Annotated in this window: 14 protein-coding genes; 8 read left to right on the forward strand and 6 right to left on the reverse strand. The window is 59.5% G+C overall.

The window, feature by feature from the left end:
- The first annotated feature begins 27 nt into the window (after positions 1–27).
- The 3 genes from GDN47_RS07265 (at position 28) to GDN47_RS07275 (ending at position 4,108) form a co-directional block, all read left to right on the forward strand.
- Complete coding sequence (locus GDN47_RS07265) at positions 28–1,284, forward strand: ABC transporter substrate-binding protein (protein WP_113329194.1); 1,257 nt, start codon at positions 28–30, stop codon at positions 1,282–1,284.
- A 134-nt stretch (positions 1,285–1,418) separates the two neighbouring features.
- Positions 1,419–2,717, forward strand: coding sequence for an NAD(P)/FAD-dependent oxidoreductase (locus GDN47_RS07270; protein WP_152092928.1), 1,299 nt, complete (start codon positions 1,419–1,421; stop codon positions 2,715–2,717).
- 173 nt (positions 2,718–2,890) lie between these two features.
- Positions 2,891–4,108 (forward strand): SfnB family sulfur acquisition oxidoreductase, encoded by a 1,218-nt coding sequence (locus GDN47_RS07275; RefSeq protein ID WP_152092929.1) that lies wholly within the window; start codon positions 2,891–2,893, stop codon positions 4,106–4,108.
- Positions 4,109–4,190: 82 nt separating this feature from the next.
- Here GDN47_RS07275 and ftsZ read toward each other — a convergent pair whose 3' ends face one another.
- The 4 genes from ftsZ to GDN47_RS07295 all read right to left on the reverse strand — a co-directional run bounded on the left by ftsZ (position 4,191) and on the right by GDN47_RS07295 (position 8,751).
- Positions 4,191–5,198 carry a cell division protein FtsZ gene (ftsZ, locus tag GDN47_RS07280; protein ID WP_145635572.1) on the reverse strand — a complete coding sequence of 336 codons (1,008 nt, stop codon included), beginning with the start codon at positions 5,196–5,198 and terminating at the stop codon, positions 4,191–4,193.
- Positions 5,199–5,573: 375 nt separating this feature from the next.
- On the reverse strand, positions 5,574–6,779 hold the full coding sequence (locus tag GDN47_RS07285) for an acyl-CoA dehydrogenase family protein (protein WP_152092930.1): 1,206 nt from the start codon (positions 6,777–6,779) through the stop codon (positions 5,574–5,576).
- Positions 6,780–6,850: 71 nt separating this feature from the next.
- Entirely contained in the window at positions 6,851–7,894 is a 1,044-nt protein-coding gene (locus GDN47_RS07290) for a substrate-binding domain-containing protein (RefSeq protein WP_113350979.1), read from the reverse strand.
- Positions 7,895–8,079: 185 nt separating this feature from the next.
- Positions 8,080–8,751 carry a TetR/AcrR family transcriptional regulator gene (locus GDN47_RS07295; RefSeq protein WP_113329199.1) on the reverse strand — a complete coding sequence of 224 codons (672 nt, stop codon included), beginning with the start codon at positions 8,749–8,751 and terminating at the stop codon, positions 8,080–8,082.
- A gap of 104 nt (positions 8,752–8,855) precedes the next feature.
- On the opposite strand from GDN47_RS07295, the gene GDN47_RS07300 reads away from it, so the two are divergent.
- A complete protein-coding gene (locus GDN47_RS07300) occupies positions 8,856–10,223 on the forward strand; it encodes a cytochrome P450 (protein WP_152092931.1) in 1,368 nt (455 codons plus the stop codon).
- 41 nt (positions 10,224–10,264) lie between these two features.
- Here the strand turns inward: GDN47_RS07300 and GDN47_RS07305 are convergent, their stop codons facing one another.
- Positions 10,265–11,302, reverse strand: coding sequence for a dipeptidase (locus GDN47_RS07305; protein ID WP_145635567.1), 1,038 nt, complete (start codon positions 11,300–11,302; stop codon positions 10,265–10,267).
- A gap of 229 nt (positions 11,303–11,531) precedes the next feature.
- Here GDN47_RS07305 and GDN47_RS07310 point away from each other — a divergent pair, with 229 nt between their 5' ends.
- From GDN47_RS07310 to GDN47_RS07325, 4 genes are all read left to right on the forward strand, one after another.
- The gene (locus GDN47_RS07310; RefSeq protein ID WP_152092932.1) at positions 11,532–11,765 is read left to right on the forward strand and encodes a hypothetical protein; all 234 of its coding nucleotides are present in this window, start codon (positions 11,532–11,534) and stop codon (positions 11,763–11,765) included.
- Positions 11,766–11,821: 56 nt separating this feature from the next.
- Entirely contained in the window at positions 11,822–13,009 is a 1,188-nt protein-coding gene (locus GDN47_RS07315; RefSeq protein WP_152092933.1) for a helix-turn-helix domain-containing protein, read from the forward strand.
- A gap of 268 nt (positions 13,010–13,277) precedes the next feature.
- Entirely contained in the window at positions 13,278–13,499 is a 222-nt protein-coding gene (locus tag GDN47_RS07320; RefSeq protein WP_069609932.1) for a hypothetical protein, read from the forward strand.
- Positions 13,500–13,694: 195 nt separating this feature from the next.
- A complete protein-coding gene (locus GDN47_RS07325; RefSeq protein ID WP_145635565.1) occupies positions 13,695–14,132 on the forward strand; it encodes a VOC family protein in 438 nt (145 codons plus the stop codon).
- A 136-nt stretch (positions 14,133–14,268) separates the two neighbouring features.
- On the opposite strand, the gene GDN47_RS07330 is transcribed toward GDN47_RS07325, so the two are convergent.
- Positions 14,269–14,640 carry a hypothetical protein gene (locus GDN47_RS07330; RefSeq protein ID WP_168192600.1) on the reverse strand — a complete coding sequence of 124 codons (372 nt, stop codon included), beginning with the start codon at positions 14,638–14,640 and terminating at the stop codon, positions 14,269–14,271.
- Positions 14,641–14,660 lie beyond the last annotated feature (20 nt).

Genomic DNA, 14,660 nt, shown 5'->3' on the forward strand with positions numbered 1-14,660 from the left:
ATCGTTGACCGAACAAGGGGAACAAAGATGAAGAAGACGATATTTCAAATCACCACGGCTCTCGCCCTTCTGACTGCAGCCGGGGCCGCCAATGCCGCAGACTGCAAAGTCACGGTCGGCCTCGTGATGGAACTGACCGGCCCGGCCGGCGAATATGGCCAGGCGGGCGCGAAGTCCGTCGAGATGGCCTTTCGCGATATCAACGCCGCCGGTGGCGCCCATGGTTGCGATCTGGTGACGGATACGCGCGACAGCCAGAGCCAGGGCAATGTCGCAGTGGATGCTGCAACCCAGCTGGTGCAGGTCAAGAAGGTACCGGCCATTATCGGCGGCATTATTTCTTCGGTGACGATCCCGATCCTGACGTCGGTCACCGCACCCGCGAAGGTCGTGCAGGTATCGCCCGCTGCCTCCTCGCCAACGCTGACGGCGCTCGGCCGCGACGGCAAGACCAACGGCATCTTCTTCCGCACCATCACCTCGGATTCGCTGCAGGGCATTGCAGCCGCCAAATATGCGATCGACAAGGGGTTCAAGAAGCTCGCGATCATCCACGTCAACAATGATTTCGGCGTCAACATGGTCGCCGAATTCTCGAAAGCCTATAAGGCGCTCGGCGGCACGATCGTTTCGACGACGCCCTACAACGAAAAGCAGTCCAGCTATGCTTCCGAAGTCACCGCCGGCATGGGCGGCAATCCGGATGGCCTCTACCTCGTCAGTACGCCGGTTGATGGTGCGACGATTGCCCGTACATGGATCTCGCAAGGCGGCCCGCAGAAGTTCCTGCTCAATGATGGCATGAACAGCCCGGACTTTATCGATTCCGTCGGCGCCGACTATCTAAAGGACGCCTACGGCACCTCCTCGGGCACGACGCCGACGCCCTCGACCGACTATTTCAACAAGAACTACAAGGATTTCTCGGGGATCGAACCGACCAATCCGGCTGCTGACCGCGCCTATGACGCCGGCGCGATCGTCGGTCTCGCGCTGGCTATCGCCGGCGACGACACATCCAAGCTCAAGGATGACATCTATAAAGTCGTCGATCCCAAGGGCACGCCGATCTATGCCGGTAAGGAAGAGTTCGCCAAGGCGCTCGGTCTCATCAAGGAAGGCAAGCCGATCCGTTACGAAGGCGTCATCGGCCCGGTCTCCTTCGATCAATATGGCGACATCACCGGCCCCTTCCGACTCTGGAAGATCGCCGACGGTAAGGTCGTCACCGACGGCGAGCTGAAGATGGAAGACGTTTCAGCCCTGAAGGATAAGATCAAGTAGGCAACACTCTATTTTGCAAAAAGGCGAGGCGCTCCCATTGGGGTGCCTCGCTTGAAATCATCCTGGTGCAATCCTTTCAGCGGCTGATCTATGGTGACAGCTATCTGGCGTAGTTATTGAGAGACCCTCCGCTGATGCCCAGCAGTGCCACTCGCCCTACCAATCCTACCCTGTGGACGCTGACAGCCGGCCCTGCCCCTGAACTTTCCCACGACCTGCCTTCCCGCTCAGATGTCGCCGTGATCGGCGGCGGCTTCACCGGCCTGACCGCAGCACTTCATCTTGCCCGCGCCGGCCGCTCCGTGACCGTTCTTGAGGCCGGGCGGCTGGGTGCGGGAGCCAGCGGCATGAATGCCGGCTTCGTGGTTCCGAATTTTGCCAAGGCTGATCCGACGACCGTCCGTCAGAAGCTGCCGCGCGGCAAGGCAGATGCGCTGTTGTCGCTCGTCGGTGCAGGCGCCGACGAGGTGTTTGCGACCATCGCGGAGGAACAGATTTCATGCGATGCGGTGCAGACCGGTTGGCTGCAGCCCGCTTATGGCGACGACATGGCAGCGATCCTGCGCCAAAGGGCGAAGGACTGGACAGAACTTGGTCGTCCAGTCGAATTTCTCGATGCCGGCGCCATCCGGAACGAGACCGGTATGGCGATCTATTCCGGAGGATTGATCGATCACTCCGGTGGCACGATCCACCCGCTGAATTATCTCTACGGGCTCGCAAGGGCGGTCATGCAGCGCGGCGCCATGATCCGCGAAAACAGCGTGGTCGAGCATGTCGAGCGACATGCCGGCACCTGGCGCGTTAACCTCGTGGACCATGAAATCGAAACGGAGGTCGTCATCCTCGCCACCAACGCCTTCACGAGCGGCATAGCTTCCCGCATGGGTCGAACGGGCGTGCCGTTAAAGGTGTATCAAGTGGCGACGAAGCCGATCGATGCCGAAACTGTTGCGCGGATCGCCCCAAATCGCCGGCCTGTCGGCGATACGCGCTCCAACCTCTTCACCTACCGGCTCGATCGCGACAACAGGCTGATCAGCGGCGGTATGGCGATCAATCCGGTCGGCGCCTTCGAGCGCGTCGGTCGCGCCGTCGTCGACCGGCTCACATCCGAACTCCGTCTGCCGCGTCATCCGGGTGTGGAGATCGTCTGGACCGGAACGGCGATCATGACGCCGGACTTCCTGCCGCGCCTCTATCATTTCGGCGACGGCTTCTTCGGAGGGATCGGCTGCAACGGCCGCGGCATCGCCATGACGGCGCAACTCGGTCGGACACTGGCGAGACTGGCGCTCGGCGAAACGGCGGAATCTCTGCCGATTCCGCTGCAATCCGGCCGCGCTCTGCCATTTCATTGCTTCACGCCGGTCATTGCTTCGCTTGCGCTCGCACATGCACGCTTTGAAGATTGGCGAAGTGGACGCCGCTAATCGGCGTAAGATCAATATTCATGAGCACCGGTACAGCTCCAGGCAGTAATTGACCATTAATTCTATAGAGAAAGGAATGAAGACGCGACCGCATCCGCAAAAATGAAATGCCTTTTCTCGAAGCCCGGCTTTGAATGCGGCATCGTGGCGCCGAATGAAATCGGAGCCCGCCCATGAACGCGCAATTGCACCATATCAACGCCACGCATCCGGAGGCCACGGTACTGGAGACCGAGCAACAAGCGCTGGCCGTCGCGCAGGAGCTTGCAGCACGCTTTGCCGCTAGCGCCTCGGAGCGCGACAGCGAGAGGCTGCTCCCCTTTGCCGAGATGGATGCCCTGGCACAATCCGGACTGCTGGCGATCACCGTCCCCGAGGAATATGGCGGTCTCGATGTTTCGAATGCGGCGCTGGCCGAGATCACGGCGATCCTGGCTGAGGCGGACGGCTCGATTGGACAGATCCCGCAGAACCATTTCTATATCCTTGAGGCTCTGCGCGTCGATGGCTCCGAGGATCAGAAACGCTTCTTCTTCAGCCGCGCATTGGCCGGCGACCGATTCGGCAATGCCTTGTCCGAGCGGGGCACGAAAACGGTCGGGCACTATAATACCCGCATTACCCGCGATGGACCCGGCTATCGCATCAATGGCCGCAAGTTCTATTCGACGGGCGTTCTCTTTGCCGATTGGATCACCGTCTTCGCACTGGATGAAGCTGACAAGCTGGTCATGGCTTTCGTGCCGAAGGGTACGGAGGGCGTCGAAATCATCGACGATTGGGATGGCTTCGGGCAACGCACGACAGGCAGCGGCACGACGGCGCTCAACAATGTCTATGTCAATGCCGACCATGTCGTCCTGCATCATAAGGGCTTCGAGCGGCCGACGACGATCGGCTCGGTCGGCCAGATCATCCATGCCGGCGTCGATCTCGGCATTGCCCGGGCCGCTTTCACGGAAACGCTCGATTTTGTGAAGACCAGGTCACGCCCCTGGATGGATAGCGGCGTTGATCGCGCCAGCGACGATCCGCTAACGATCGCCAAGGTCGGCCAGATCGCCATCCGGCTGGAAGCGGCGGCTGCGACCATCGAACGCGCCGGCCGCAAGGTCGATGCCGCACAGGTCGAGACGACGGAGAAGCGGGTGGTCGAGGCGACGCTGGCTGTTGCTGCAGCGAAGGTACTGACGACGGAAATCGCGATCGAAGCGACGAACACGCTTTTTGAGCTTGCCGGAACGGCCTCCGTGAAGCTCGACCTCAATCTCGACCGTCACTGGCGCAATGCCCGCACGCATACGCTTCACGACCCCGTTCGATGGAAATATCACGTCGTCGGCAATTATCACCTGAACGATGTCATTCCGCCGAAGAATGGCGCGCTTTGACGGATAGACGAGGGCCCCGTCGCAGACGCCGGGGCTTTCATACAAACAAAGGCGTAAGTCAGGAGCGCCACGCTGAGGCCAGCTAGTGCCGATCCATATGGAGTTCCATGGACTGATCGGCGGCCGCCGCGAGGCTTTCCAGACCGGTTGCAACGACCGATACCCTGAACACCCCGTCGAGAGTCTTGTCGAAGATCGCACCGACGACGATATCGGCATCGGCAAAGACTTCGTCGCGGATGCGACTGGCGGCCTCATCGACCTCGAACAACGTCATGTCTGTCCCGCCGGAAATGGAGATCAGCACACCCCGCGCGCCCTTCATGCTCATATCGTCGAGAAGCGGATTGGAGACGGCGGCGTCTGCCGCTTTCAGCGCGCGGCCCGGCCCTGACGCCTCGCCCGTTCCCATCATCGCGCGCCCCATTCCCCGCATCACGGATTTGACGTCGGCGAAGTCGAGATTGATGAGACCTTCCTTAATGATCAGATCCGTAATGCAGCTGACGCCCGCATACAGGACCCGATCCGCAGTCACAAAGGCATTCTCGAAGGTGGTCGTGGCGTCCGCAATGCGAAACAGGTTCTGATTGGGGATGACAATGACGGTATCCGCACTTTCGCGCAGCCGCTCGATGCCCTGGTCGGCCGTGCGCATGCGCCGGTTACCCTCGAAGGTAAAAGGCTTGGTGACGACTCCGACCGTGAGGATGCCCGCCTGACGCGCGGCCTGAGCAATGATCGGGGCGGCGCCCGTGCCGGTGCCACCACCCATTCCGGCCGTCACGAAGCACATATGCGTACCGTGGAGATGATCCATGATCTCATCGATGGATTCCTCGGCGGCGGCTCGTCCGATGTCCGGCAGGGAGCCTGCACCGAGACCTTCCGTCACTTGTGCGCCAAGTTGAATGCGCCTGGTCGCTTTGGACGTCGCAAGCGCCTGTGCATCCGTATTTGCCGCTATAAATTCAACGCCCTGAAGTTGTTGCGCGATCATGTTGTTGATCGCGTTGCCGCCGCCACCGCCGACACCGACGACGGAAATCTTCGGTATCACCCCGGAAAGTGGTGCGCGCATGTCTGCCATGAAGGACTCCATTGGATCAATTTCATTCTCAATCGCGATCGCCTGTCCCTATTGGAAACGGACATTGGAGCGATTCGTGATGGAAGAGATCCTAGTGAGGAACGTGTGCGCATTGCGGCGTGCGGCGGCAGCCCTCCACAGAATAGTGAGTTGAGCACAGGATTTATGAGCCGGATATCAGAACATCAATCGTCCAGCATCGCGGGAGACCACAAGCGGGCGAGCCTGTTTGAAGCTGTGGCGTGTTCCAACACTGGTCCACGCCACACCAGATGCCAATGACGCTGATCGATCTTGAGTGCGGATGAAGTCACCATCAGCTCGGATTACGAGCCGATCCACTTCTTAAACTCCGCCGCGTCCCCGCCCCGGCGTTTAGCTGTAGAGGCTGACCTCTGGAATCCGGTCATTGAGCACGAACTCGCCGACCTCCTTGGCCTTGTAGAATACCGGATCGTGCAGGGTGTGCGTCCGCACATTGCGCCAGAAGCGATCGAAGCGATATTTCTCCGCGGTCGAGCGGGCGCCGGTGAGTTCGAATACACGCGAGGTGATATCGAGGGCAACGTGGGTCGCGTGCACCTTCGCCGCATAGGCTTCGGCCGCTGCTTCACCGCGCTCGCGCGCCGTTGCCTTGTGTCCTCTAGCAAGAGCTTCCTGAACCGTCGCAGCAGCGCTGTCGGCCAGAGCGGCGGATGCCTTGAGGGCTGCGGTAAATTCACCGACACGCTCCAGAATATATGGGTCGTCCGATGCCCGTTCGACACCGGAAGTGATCCAGGGCCGCGTCGTCGTGCGGACATAATCGACAGCCTCGCGTAGCGCACCCTCCGCTGTGCCCAGATAGAAATTGACGAAAACAAGCTGGATGAGCGGCGTGTTGAAGGTCGCAAGCACCGGCGCTTCGCCACCGGTCGATGCCGCCTTGTCCAGGTCCTCTTCGTAAACAGGAAAATCGTGGAACTCGACACTGCCGCTGTCGGAGAGACGCTGGCCGAAATTGTCCCAGTCGTCATTGGCTTTGTAACCGGCCCGATTGGTCGGGACGGCAAAGCCAACGATCCGGTCATCGAGCGCGGCATTGGCGTTGACGTAATCGGAGACATGCGCGGCCGTGGAAAACGACTTGCGGCCGTTCAGGACATAACCGTTGCCGCGGCGCGTCAGCACGAGGCCGGGATCGCGCGGATTGACTGCTGCACCCCAGTAAAGGCTATTGGCGACCGTCTTGCCGCCGAGCTCCTGGGCGCGGGCCTCGTGGAAGGCCCAATAGATGTACTGGCTGTTGACGTAGTGATAGCCGAGAAGCTGGCCGATGGAGCTCTCACCGCGCGCAAGAATGCGCACCAGCCGCAAGCCATCTACCCAATCGAGGCCACCGCCACCGATCTGCGACCCATGCAGCGCGTTCAGCAAGCCGGCATTTTTCAGCTTGACGATCTCACCAAGCGGCGGCCGGCCTTCGCGGTCAAGCTCTGCGGCGCGCTTGGAAAGATCGGCTGCAATCTCTTCCGCTCTGGCAAAGAGATCTTCCCGCGTGACATTACGATTGCCCGCAAAGATGACGTTGGACTGGCTCATGATGTGAACTCCGGTTCAGTAGCGTAATCCGGCGGGATCGGAAATCCCGCCGACATATCGAGAATGGCTGCTTAAAAAAGCTTGTCCGGGATCCAGCTGGCGGTCACTGCATCGCTGGCGCTGAAGGCGGGAACTTTCTTGGCCAGTTCTTCAATCGTCTGGACGTTGGCGGCGCGAAGTCCTTCCTGCGTCAGCAGCGTCGGCTTGACGGTGATCTGATGCGGAACCTCCTGCCCAGCGACCTGCAAGGCGGCGGCACGGATGGAAACGGCGCCGACGACGGCCGGATTGGTCGCGACCGTTGCCACCCATGGGCTGCCCGGTTCGGTGATTTCCTGAATGTCGGCCGTCGATACGTCGGCCGAGTAGATCTTCAGTTTGTCGGCAATGCCGAGATCCGTGGCAGCAAGCTTCACGCCGCGGGCAAACTCGTCATAGGGTGCGAAGACGACTGATATATCGGGATTGGCCGCCAGCGCCGCCTTTGCCTGATCGGCAGTCGAGGTCGCGGTCGTATCGCTGACGTTACCGAAGCGAGCCTTTTCGACGACACCGGCATTCTGCTTCTTGAAAGCATCCCAGACCTCATTGCGACGGTCGAGCGGAGCAAAGCCGGCGACATAGACATAGCCCGCCTTGAAACTGTCGCCATTTTCCTTGACCACCTGCTTCAGGGCGAGGTCGGCAAGTTCGTGATCGCTCTGCTCGACCTGTGGAATCCTAGGATTGTTGAGATTGACGTCAAAGGCAACGACCTTGATACCCTTGTCGAGCGCCTGCTGAACGACGTCGCCAAGTGATTCTGGTAGACCGTGATCGATGACGATGGCGGAAACGCCGAGATTGATCGCCTGAAGGATCTGTTCACGCTGGGCGGCTGCGTCCTGGCGCCCGGGGAAAACGCGAAGATCGATATCGAGCGCCTTGGCCTGCGCTTCGGCACCCGCCTGATAGGCCTGGAAGAAATCGCCGGCGGAAATGTAGCTGACCAGAGCAACTTTTACGCCACCCTTGTCGAAAGGCGCAGGCGCACCGTTCACACCGGCAGCCAGCGCCGTCTGTGCCAGAAGAAGCGGGGCAACGGCCGACAGGGCAAGCCGTGTGAATAATCTCATCGTTGCGATCCTCACGATCCATCGGAAGCGTCGTCTGACGGATAGATGACCCTGCGACGCATGCAATTATTAGATATAAACCCTATATTTTTAGTAGATTAAATCATCCGATTTTGGCTGGCTTCGGAGATTCTTTGTTCGTTTGCCGAGGGAATGGCGGCAAGGACTTACCCGGCGGAAAAGCCTCAGGCGAAGGGTTCCGCGAGCATTTCCTCGAGATCGGCCCGTGCCTGTGGCGAGAGATAGGGTCGCAACAGGCTCGCGACCTGGCCGAGCCCCCAATGCACATGCTGAGGCGTCAATTCCCCCACACCTTCCTGAAGACCGAGATAGACGGCCCAATAGGTGGCAACGATCCGCATATTGGTCATCAATGCATTGCGCTCCTCCGCGGCGGTGCTGATCAAGCCAGCCTCTTCCATGCGCTGAAAAATGGCATCGACGGAAACACGCATGCCGGCGCTGACCATCAGGATCGGCCCTCTCAAGCCAGGTGCGATTGCCAACAGGCCGGGAATATCGCGAAAGAGGAAGCGATGGGTCCAGACTAGCGAGAACCATTTGCGCAAAAAGCCGGCATAGGCTTTTGAATCCGCCCCTTCTACGGAATCGGCCTGCCTGACGAGCGCCAATGCATCGGCTTCGAAGCGAGAAAACAAGGCCAGGACAAGCGACTCCTTGGTGCGGAAATGATAATAGAGATTGCCCTGGTTGATGTGCACGGCCTTGGCGATTTCCGCCGTGGTGACGGCTTCCGGTCCTTTCTGATTGAAGAGCGACAATGTCGAGACGAGAATCCGCTCGCGCGTATCGGGCCGCGCAGCCACGTCCTTCTTCCCACCTTTGCTGGCCGTCATCTCGTCCCCCTTGAAGCTCTAAGGTATCCACCTTATTCTTTGTAAGGCAAATACCTTAATCCTGATCTACAGGCATCCGCCGGGCTGAACAAGGAGACTGAAGGATGAATGCACGTGTGAACGCTGCCGATCTCTCGCAGACGACATTTCCCCTCACTCCGCGCTCAATGCCGCATGTCCTCCTGTCGCTGATCCGCAATCCGCTCGACGCACTGCCGCCGGAAATCTTCACCGAGCCCATGGTCTTCACCAAGGTGGGTGGAAAACTGCGGATCTATCTGGCCGATCCCGAGCTCATCTATCAGGCGCTGGTGCGCAATTCCGACGCGCTCAGCAAAGGCGAAGATGTGCGCCGCGTGCTAGGCCCGGCTCTCGGCAACGGCATTCTGACCTCCGATGGCGCCCATTGGAAATGGCAGCGACAGTCGGTGGCCGGCGCCTTTCGCCATGAAAAACTGTTGGAACTGCAGCCAGCCATGATTGCGGCGGCCGGGCGCAGGCGTGATCTCTGGCTCACCCGTAAGAACAGCCCCATCGACCTGTGTCAGGAAATGATGCGCATCACCTTCGATATTATCGTCGATACGATGATGTCGGGCGGCGAAGGCATCGATGTCGACAAGGTCGAGCACAATATTACCAACTACCTCAAGCCGACCGGCTGGAAATTCGCGCTCGGCCTTCTTGGCCTGCCCGACTGGATGCCCCATCCCGGCAAGGAGAAGGCGCGATCGGCCGTTGCCTTCCTGCGAACGACCCTTGGTACGGTGATTGCCGAACGACGCCGCAGCGGCGGGGAACGGAGCGATCTGGTTTCCATGCTGCTTAACGCAGCCGACCCCGAAACCGGTCGCATGATGACCGATGAAGAGATCATCGACAATCTGATGACCTTCATCACCGCCGGGCACGAGACGACGGCGCTCGGTCTTGCCTGGACCTTCCATCTTCTTGCGCGCCATCCGGATTGCCAGGCCAAGCTCTTTGAAGAAATTGCCACCGTGACCGAGGGCGGCCCGCTGACGGCAGAACATCTCGGCAAGCTCACCTACACCAGGCAGGTCTTTTCGGAAGCCATGCGGCTCTATCCGCCGGCGCCAATCATTTCGCGCGCGGTAACTAGCGAGTTTGCCATCGGCACGCACATGATACCGGCAGGCACCATTATCTATGTACCGATCTACGCCGTGCATCATCATGCCGATCTTTGGGAAGACCCGCAGCTTTTTGATCCCGACCGGTTTGAGCCGGCGGTGGCGCGAAACCGCCATCGCTACGCCTTCATGCCCTTCGGTGCCGGTCCGCGCGTCTGCATCGGCAATGGCTTTGCGATGATGGAGGCCGTCGCGATCCTCGCCGTACTCCTGCAGAAATTCCGCGTAACCGGCTCGACCGAGCCTTCGCCCAAGCCGGTCATGAAGGTCACGTTGCGGCCCATGCATCCGCTGTCGATCAACCTTATGGAGCGATAGTCGAGCGGGTTACCTGCCCCGAACAGAAACGAGGGGGCGTCTCAGCCGCCCCAAGTTTGTTCGAGGACACGGACCCAGTTCTGATGGGCGATTTTGGCAAGCGACTGATCGTCGAACCCGTGCGCGCGCAGGGCTTCGATCAGCTTCGGCAAGCCGCTCGCATCGCTGAGCGCCGCTGGAATGGTCGTGCCGTCGAAATCGGAGCCGAGCGCGACATGCTCGATGCCGATACGCTCAGCAATGTAAGCGACGTGGCGAACGAGGACTTCGAGCGGCGTATCGGTGTTTCTAACACCATCATCCCGCAGGAAGAGCACGCCGAAATTGATGCCGACCAGGCCGCCGGTATCGCGGATCGCGTCGAGCTGCTTGTCGGTCAGATTGCGGCTGTGAGGGCTGATGGCATGCGCATTGGAATGCGAGGCGACCAGCGGCGCATTCGACAGCTTGGCGATATCCCAGAATCCCTGCTCGTTCATATGCGAGAGATCGATCATGATCCTGAGCTCGTTGCTGGCGCGGATCAGATCCTTGCCGGCGTCGGTAAGCCCTGGGCCGATATCGGGCGACGAAGGAAACCGGAAAGGCACACCATAGGCAAAGACATTGGGGCGGCTCCAGACCGGCCCGAGCGTGCGCAGGCCGGCCTGATGCAGAACGTAGAGAGCATCGAGATCGGCCGCGACCGCTTCCGCACCTTCGATGTGGAATACGGCAGCAAACTGGCCTTCGGCAATCGACCGCTTGATATCACCGGCCGTGCGGCAGACCTTCACGGCTCCCTGGGAGCGCGCTTCAATCGCAAGCAGAAGCCGCGCCATGGCCAGAGTTTCATTCAGCGCGTCGGGCTGAGCAGGTGTTGCGAAATCGGCATTTTCCGCCTTCGGCTGATCCGGCGACGGGATAAATATGGCGCAGAGGCCGCCCGCGAGACCGCCACGGCGAGCGCGAGGCAGATCGATATGTCCGGCAGCTTCGCCATTCAGGAAAGCATCGACGGAATTCAAGCCACCGCGGCGCAGCCGGAGCAGCACGTCATTATGGCCATCGAAGACAGGGATTATCGAGGATTCGGTCATGTCTCATTCCAAAAATTGCAGTTGATATCTGCCTAGGCAAGCTTGGCGGAATGGGCAACTGCAAACTACGTATAGAGTCTGCGAAAATGGAATTGGTCGGTTGCAAGACCCCGCTATCAAAACGTTCGGAAATTACGATGGCGGCCGGGCGATGCCAAGGCGGCGAGGCAAAGGCGGAATAGTTCCGCAGCGGTTTTGCAGGGCGTCTCCATGGAGCGAGTTTTCGCTTTTGACGTGGCAGATGTGCCTGCACGAGACAAATCGGCTCAGCCAGCGCCATATTTTGCGGCAATTACAGCAGGAATATAGGTTTGGCGACCCGCAACACTTGCTTTTTCTAAAATGCGCAGCAAATGAAAGCATTAGTATGGTGAAAGAGCTGGGAATACGGCAGGAATTACAGCAGCATACCAGCTTGCTGAAGAAGGCGGCTCAAAGCGGAGACAGCCGTCTGCTTGAATGATGGATGGAGCGGCGCGGCGCTCACGTCCTGTTTGAGCCGTGTTCGAGGAGAACGGATTGTCTGATTTTCGGCGCGAGGAACGATCCGGATCTGCGTCAGACGAGGCGAAAGAATCGTCATGGCGCAAGGACAGGAAGTCGTTACAGTCAGAACGGCGGCGCTTCCCGCGACCGGAGAAGGCGGCCACGGAGGAAACCCTGCCGCCTCCAGCCTTGCAGCCGCTGAAGTTTTCGACGCGCGACATCGAGCCGGCCGCGCAATTTGCCGCCTGGCAAGCTTATGTCGCTCCCGTGGCCGACGTGCGATTGCCGGATAATATCCCGCCGGAAGCCGGCTTTCCGGCCGATCATATCGCATGGAATCTGGGCGGCATGCTCATCGTTCAACAGGATACGCCGCCCCATAGCTACATGCGATCGCAGGCGAAGGTGAAAACCAATCACATCGATCACTGGCAGGTCTCAGTGCCGACCAGTGGCCGGACCTGGACGGAAGTCGATGGCCACGTTCTGGAAGGCGAGCCGGGCAAGGTGGAACTGCGATCGCTGGGACACCCTTTTCGAGGGCGCTCGACGGAGGCGAAGGGCCTCTCGCTCTTCCTGCCGAGGGCATTGCTGTTCGACGTTCCCACACCGGTCGAGATCGAGAACAATATTGCGCTCTCCGGCGTGTTTACCAGCATGTTGATCGAATTCCTCGATAGCGTCGAAAACAATCTCGCGCGGTTTGCAGCCACCGATCTGCCGCACGTCGTCCAGACGGTGCGCAATATGATTGTGGCCTCCGTTTCGACCTCGGCGGCACAATCGACCGGCACGGAACAGCATAGCATTCTCGCCCTGACGGAACGCGTGCGGCGGTTCGTGGAAAGCAATCTCATTTCGGGCGATCTGACGGTCGAGCACATATGCCGTGAGCTCGGCATATCCCGTACCAGGCTCTATCAAATATTCGAACAATATGGCGGCGTGCATCACTATATTCAGCGCCGTCGCCTCCTGTCGGCTCATGCCGCCCTCAGCGATCCCGCCAATCGGGAACAGATCGTCGACATTGCCTTTGCAGTCGGCTTTTCCTCGGCAGCGCACTTCAGCCGAGCCTTCGGCAAGGAGTTCGGCTATAGTCCCCGCGAAGCCAGAAACCTTACCATCCCGCGCTATCTCGGGCAGGTCATCTCACCGGCATCCTCCGGCAGCAGCCACTCCTTCGACGAATGGCTGAAAACCCTCGGCTACTATCACTAGACCGCGGATTTCTATGCCTCAAGGCGAGCGCGCCCGGAGGGCACGCGCAAGCGAGGGGCACGTCTTCCCACCAATCCCCGTGTCGGCCCGAAACCGCACTTCAGCAATTGCGAAAATGGACGCTGCTGCAAGTTTCCGGATGCACGTCTAACGACATATGGTGCGTAACCCATTAAAAAAGAAGGACAATAGTCGTTCGGAGACCGAAGCCCTGGTGTTTGGTGAATGTACTGTGCGTCCAACGGGGCAAGTCATAGGGAAAACAGCAATGGTATCTACTCGCCAGACAATAGAGATCAGCAAGCCTCAGCATCCCGTCAATGACTCATACCGCGCAGTCGAGCGCGAAGAGGTCCTTGAAGTGGCCTTTCGTGACTTTGTTCAAATGGCGCTCGCTGCCGGCTGGAACGAGCCCGAGGTCGCTTTGACCTTGGCCGATATTGCCGATGACTATGTGATGGCTCTCGCTGGTAGAGTTGCTGAGAAATAGTGTACCGCGTCCGTCCGCGCTCCGCAGGGGTGAGCACGAACGGTTAGAAGCAACTCTCCAGCATGCCGTCGGTGACACCGCTCAAAAGAACAAGAATGCGGCTCACCGGCGGCATGAATTTTATTCGGCAAGCAGTCAGCATGCTTCCTTCATGCTCTGCCCCATCCAGGCAAGATTTGTAGAAAGCAGGTCACGATGAAGATCAGGCAACATCTCTGGTTTCAACATGACATGGAAACGGCGATCGAACTTTATACGTCGCTTATCCCGGGTTCGGCAGCCGGATGGGTCTCAAGTATTCTCACCGACAATCTGAATGGACCGGCCGGCAGCGTAAAGTTTGCAGGTTTTACACTTGGAAATCGCGCCTATATGGGCTTCGAGGCAGGGCCATTCGACCGCTCGGAGCATAGTTCTTCCATCACAGTCGAATGTGCGACACAGGACGAGGCGGACCGTTTGCGTTATGCGCTGGGGAAAAGCCGTCCCGACGATCGCGGCCTTGTGAGAGATCCATGGGGCATCTATTGGCAGTTTCTGGTCAGGCAGCAAAGCGCTGACGCCAAAATATCCGCCAAATCCGAGCAAATCGGCAGCGTCACGGTCACAAAAAAGAAATTCGCCGCCGCCTGAAAGGCGCGGCAAAGCTATCGTAAAACTCGAAGGTCGCAGCAAACGCATGGCTTTCAGCCAGTCGAGAGCATGCGCTGCCGTGATGTAAGCGGAGGCCGACCCACACTCGGCTTCCGCTTATGCTCTATTTCGAGCGTCAGTCGAGGACCGGGCAGCCGCGTCGATTGGCGAAGACCATGCGGTCCGGACCGCCATCGTTCCAGCCGCGAACGACGATGCGGCGTCCGTTACTGTCGACCGAATCAATGCGACGGAAGCCTTCCGCCCGCGCGGCGCGCATGAGATCGCGTCTGTCGCAACCGCGGTCACGATCCCAGCCCCTGTCGCGGTCACGATCCCAGCCGCGCGGCGGACCTCTCCAGTCCCGACCCTGGTCGCGCTGCCAGGGCGGCGGTGCATAATCGTCATCGCCGCCATAATACTGCGCCGAAGCGACAGACGTCATCAGTTGCAACGCGGCCAATCCGACCACGGCAACACGCGAAATCCGTACCAAACCTTCAAGCATTTCCCTTACCCCCATTTCCT

It is taken from the genome of Martinezella dioscoreae (assembly GCF_009176305.1).
GTDB lineage: Bacteria > Pseudomonadota > Alphaproteobacteria > Rhizobiales > Rhizobiaceae > Rhizobium > Rhizobium dioscoreae.

What these genes read in the sequence shown, in the direction of transcription:
- GDN47_RS07265 (WP_113329194.1), top strand. Translation starts at nt 28, where the DNA reads ATGAAGAAGACGATATTTCAAATCACCACGGCTCTCGCCCTTCTGACT.
- GDN47_RS07295 (WP_113329199.1), bottom strand. Translation starts at nt 8,751, where the DNA reads ATGACGGCCAGCAAAGGTGGGAAGAAGGACGTGGCTGCGCGGCCCGAT.
- GDN47_RS07290 (WP_113350979.1), bottom strand. Translation starts at nt 7,894, where the DNA reads ATGAGATTATTCACACGGCTTGCCCTGTCGGCCGTTGCCCCGCTTCTT.
- GDN47_RS07330 (WP_168192600.1), bottom strand. Translation starts at nt 14,640, where the DNA reads ATGCTTGAAGGTTTGGTACGGATTTCGCGTGTTGCCGTGGTCGGATTG.
- GDN47_RS07305 (WP_145635567.1), bottom strand. Translation starts at nt 11,302, where the DNA reads ATGACCGAATCCTCGATAATCCCTGTCTTCGATGGCCATAATGACGTG.
- GDN47_RS07275 (WP_152092929.1), top strand. Translation starts at nt 2,891, where the DNA reads ATGAACGCGCAATTGCACCATATCAACGCCACGCATCCGGAGGCCACG.
- ftsZ (WP_145635572.1), bottom strand. Translation starts at nt 5,198, where the DNA reads ATGGCAGACATGCGCGCACCACTTTCCGGGGTGATACCGAAGATTTCC.
- GDN47_RS07320 (WP_069609932.1), top strand. Translation starts at nt 13,278, where the DNA reads ATGGTATCTACTCGCCAGACAATAGAGATCAGCAAGCCTCAGCATCCC.
- GDN47_RS07270 (WP_152092928.1), top strand. Translation starts at nt 1,419, where the DNA reads ATGCCCAGCAGTGCCACTCGCCCTACCAATCCTACCCTGTGGACGCTG.
- GDN47_RS07300 (WP_152092931.1), top strand. Translation starts at nt 8,856, where the DNA reads ATGAATGCACGTGTGAACGCTGCCGATCTCTCGCAGACGACATTTCCC.
- GDN47_RS07285 (WP_152092930.1), bottom strand. Translation starts at nt 6,779, where the DNA reads ATGAGCCAGTCCAACGTCATCTTTGCGGGCAATCGTAATGTCACGCGG.
- GDN47_RS07325 (WP_145635565.1), top strand. Translation starts at nt 13,695, where the DNA reads ATGAAGATCAGGCAACATCTCTGGTTTCAACATGACATGGAAACGGCG.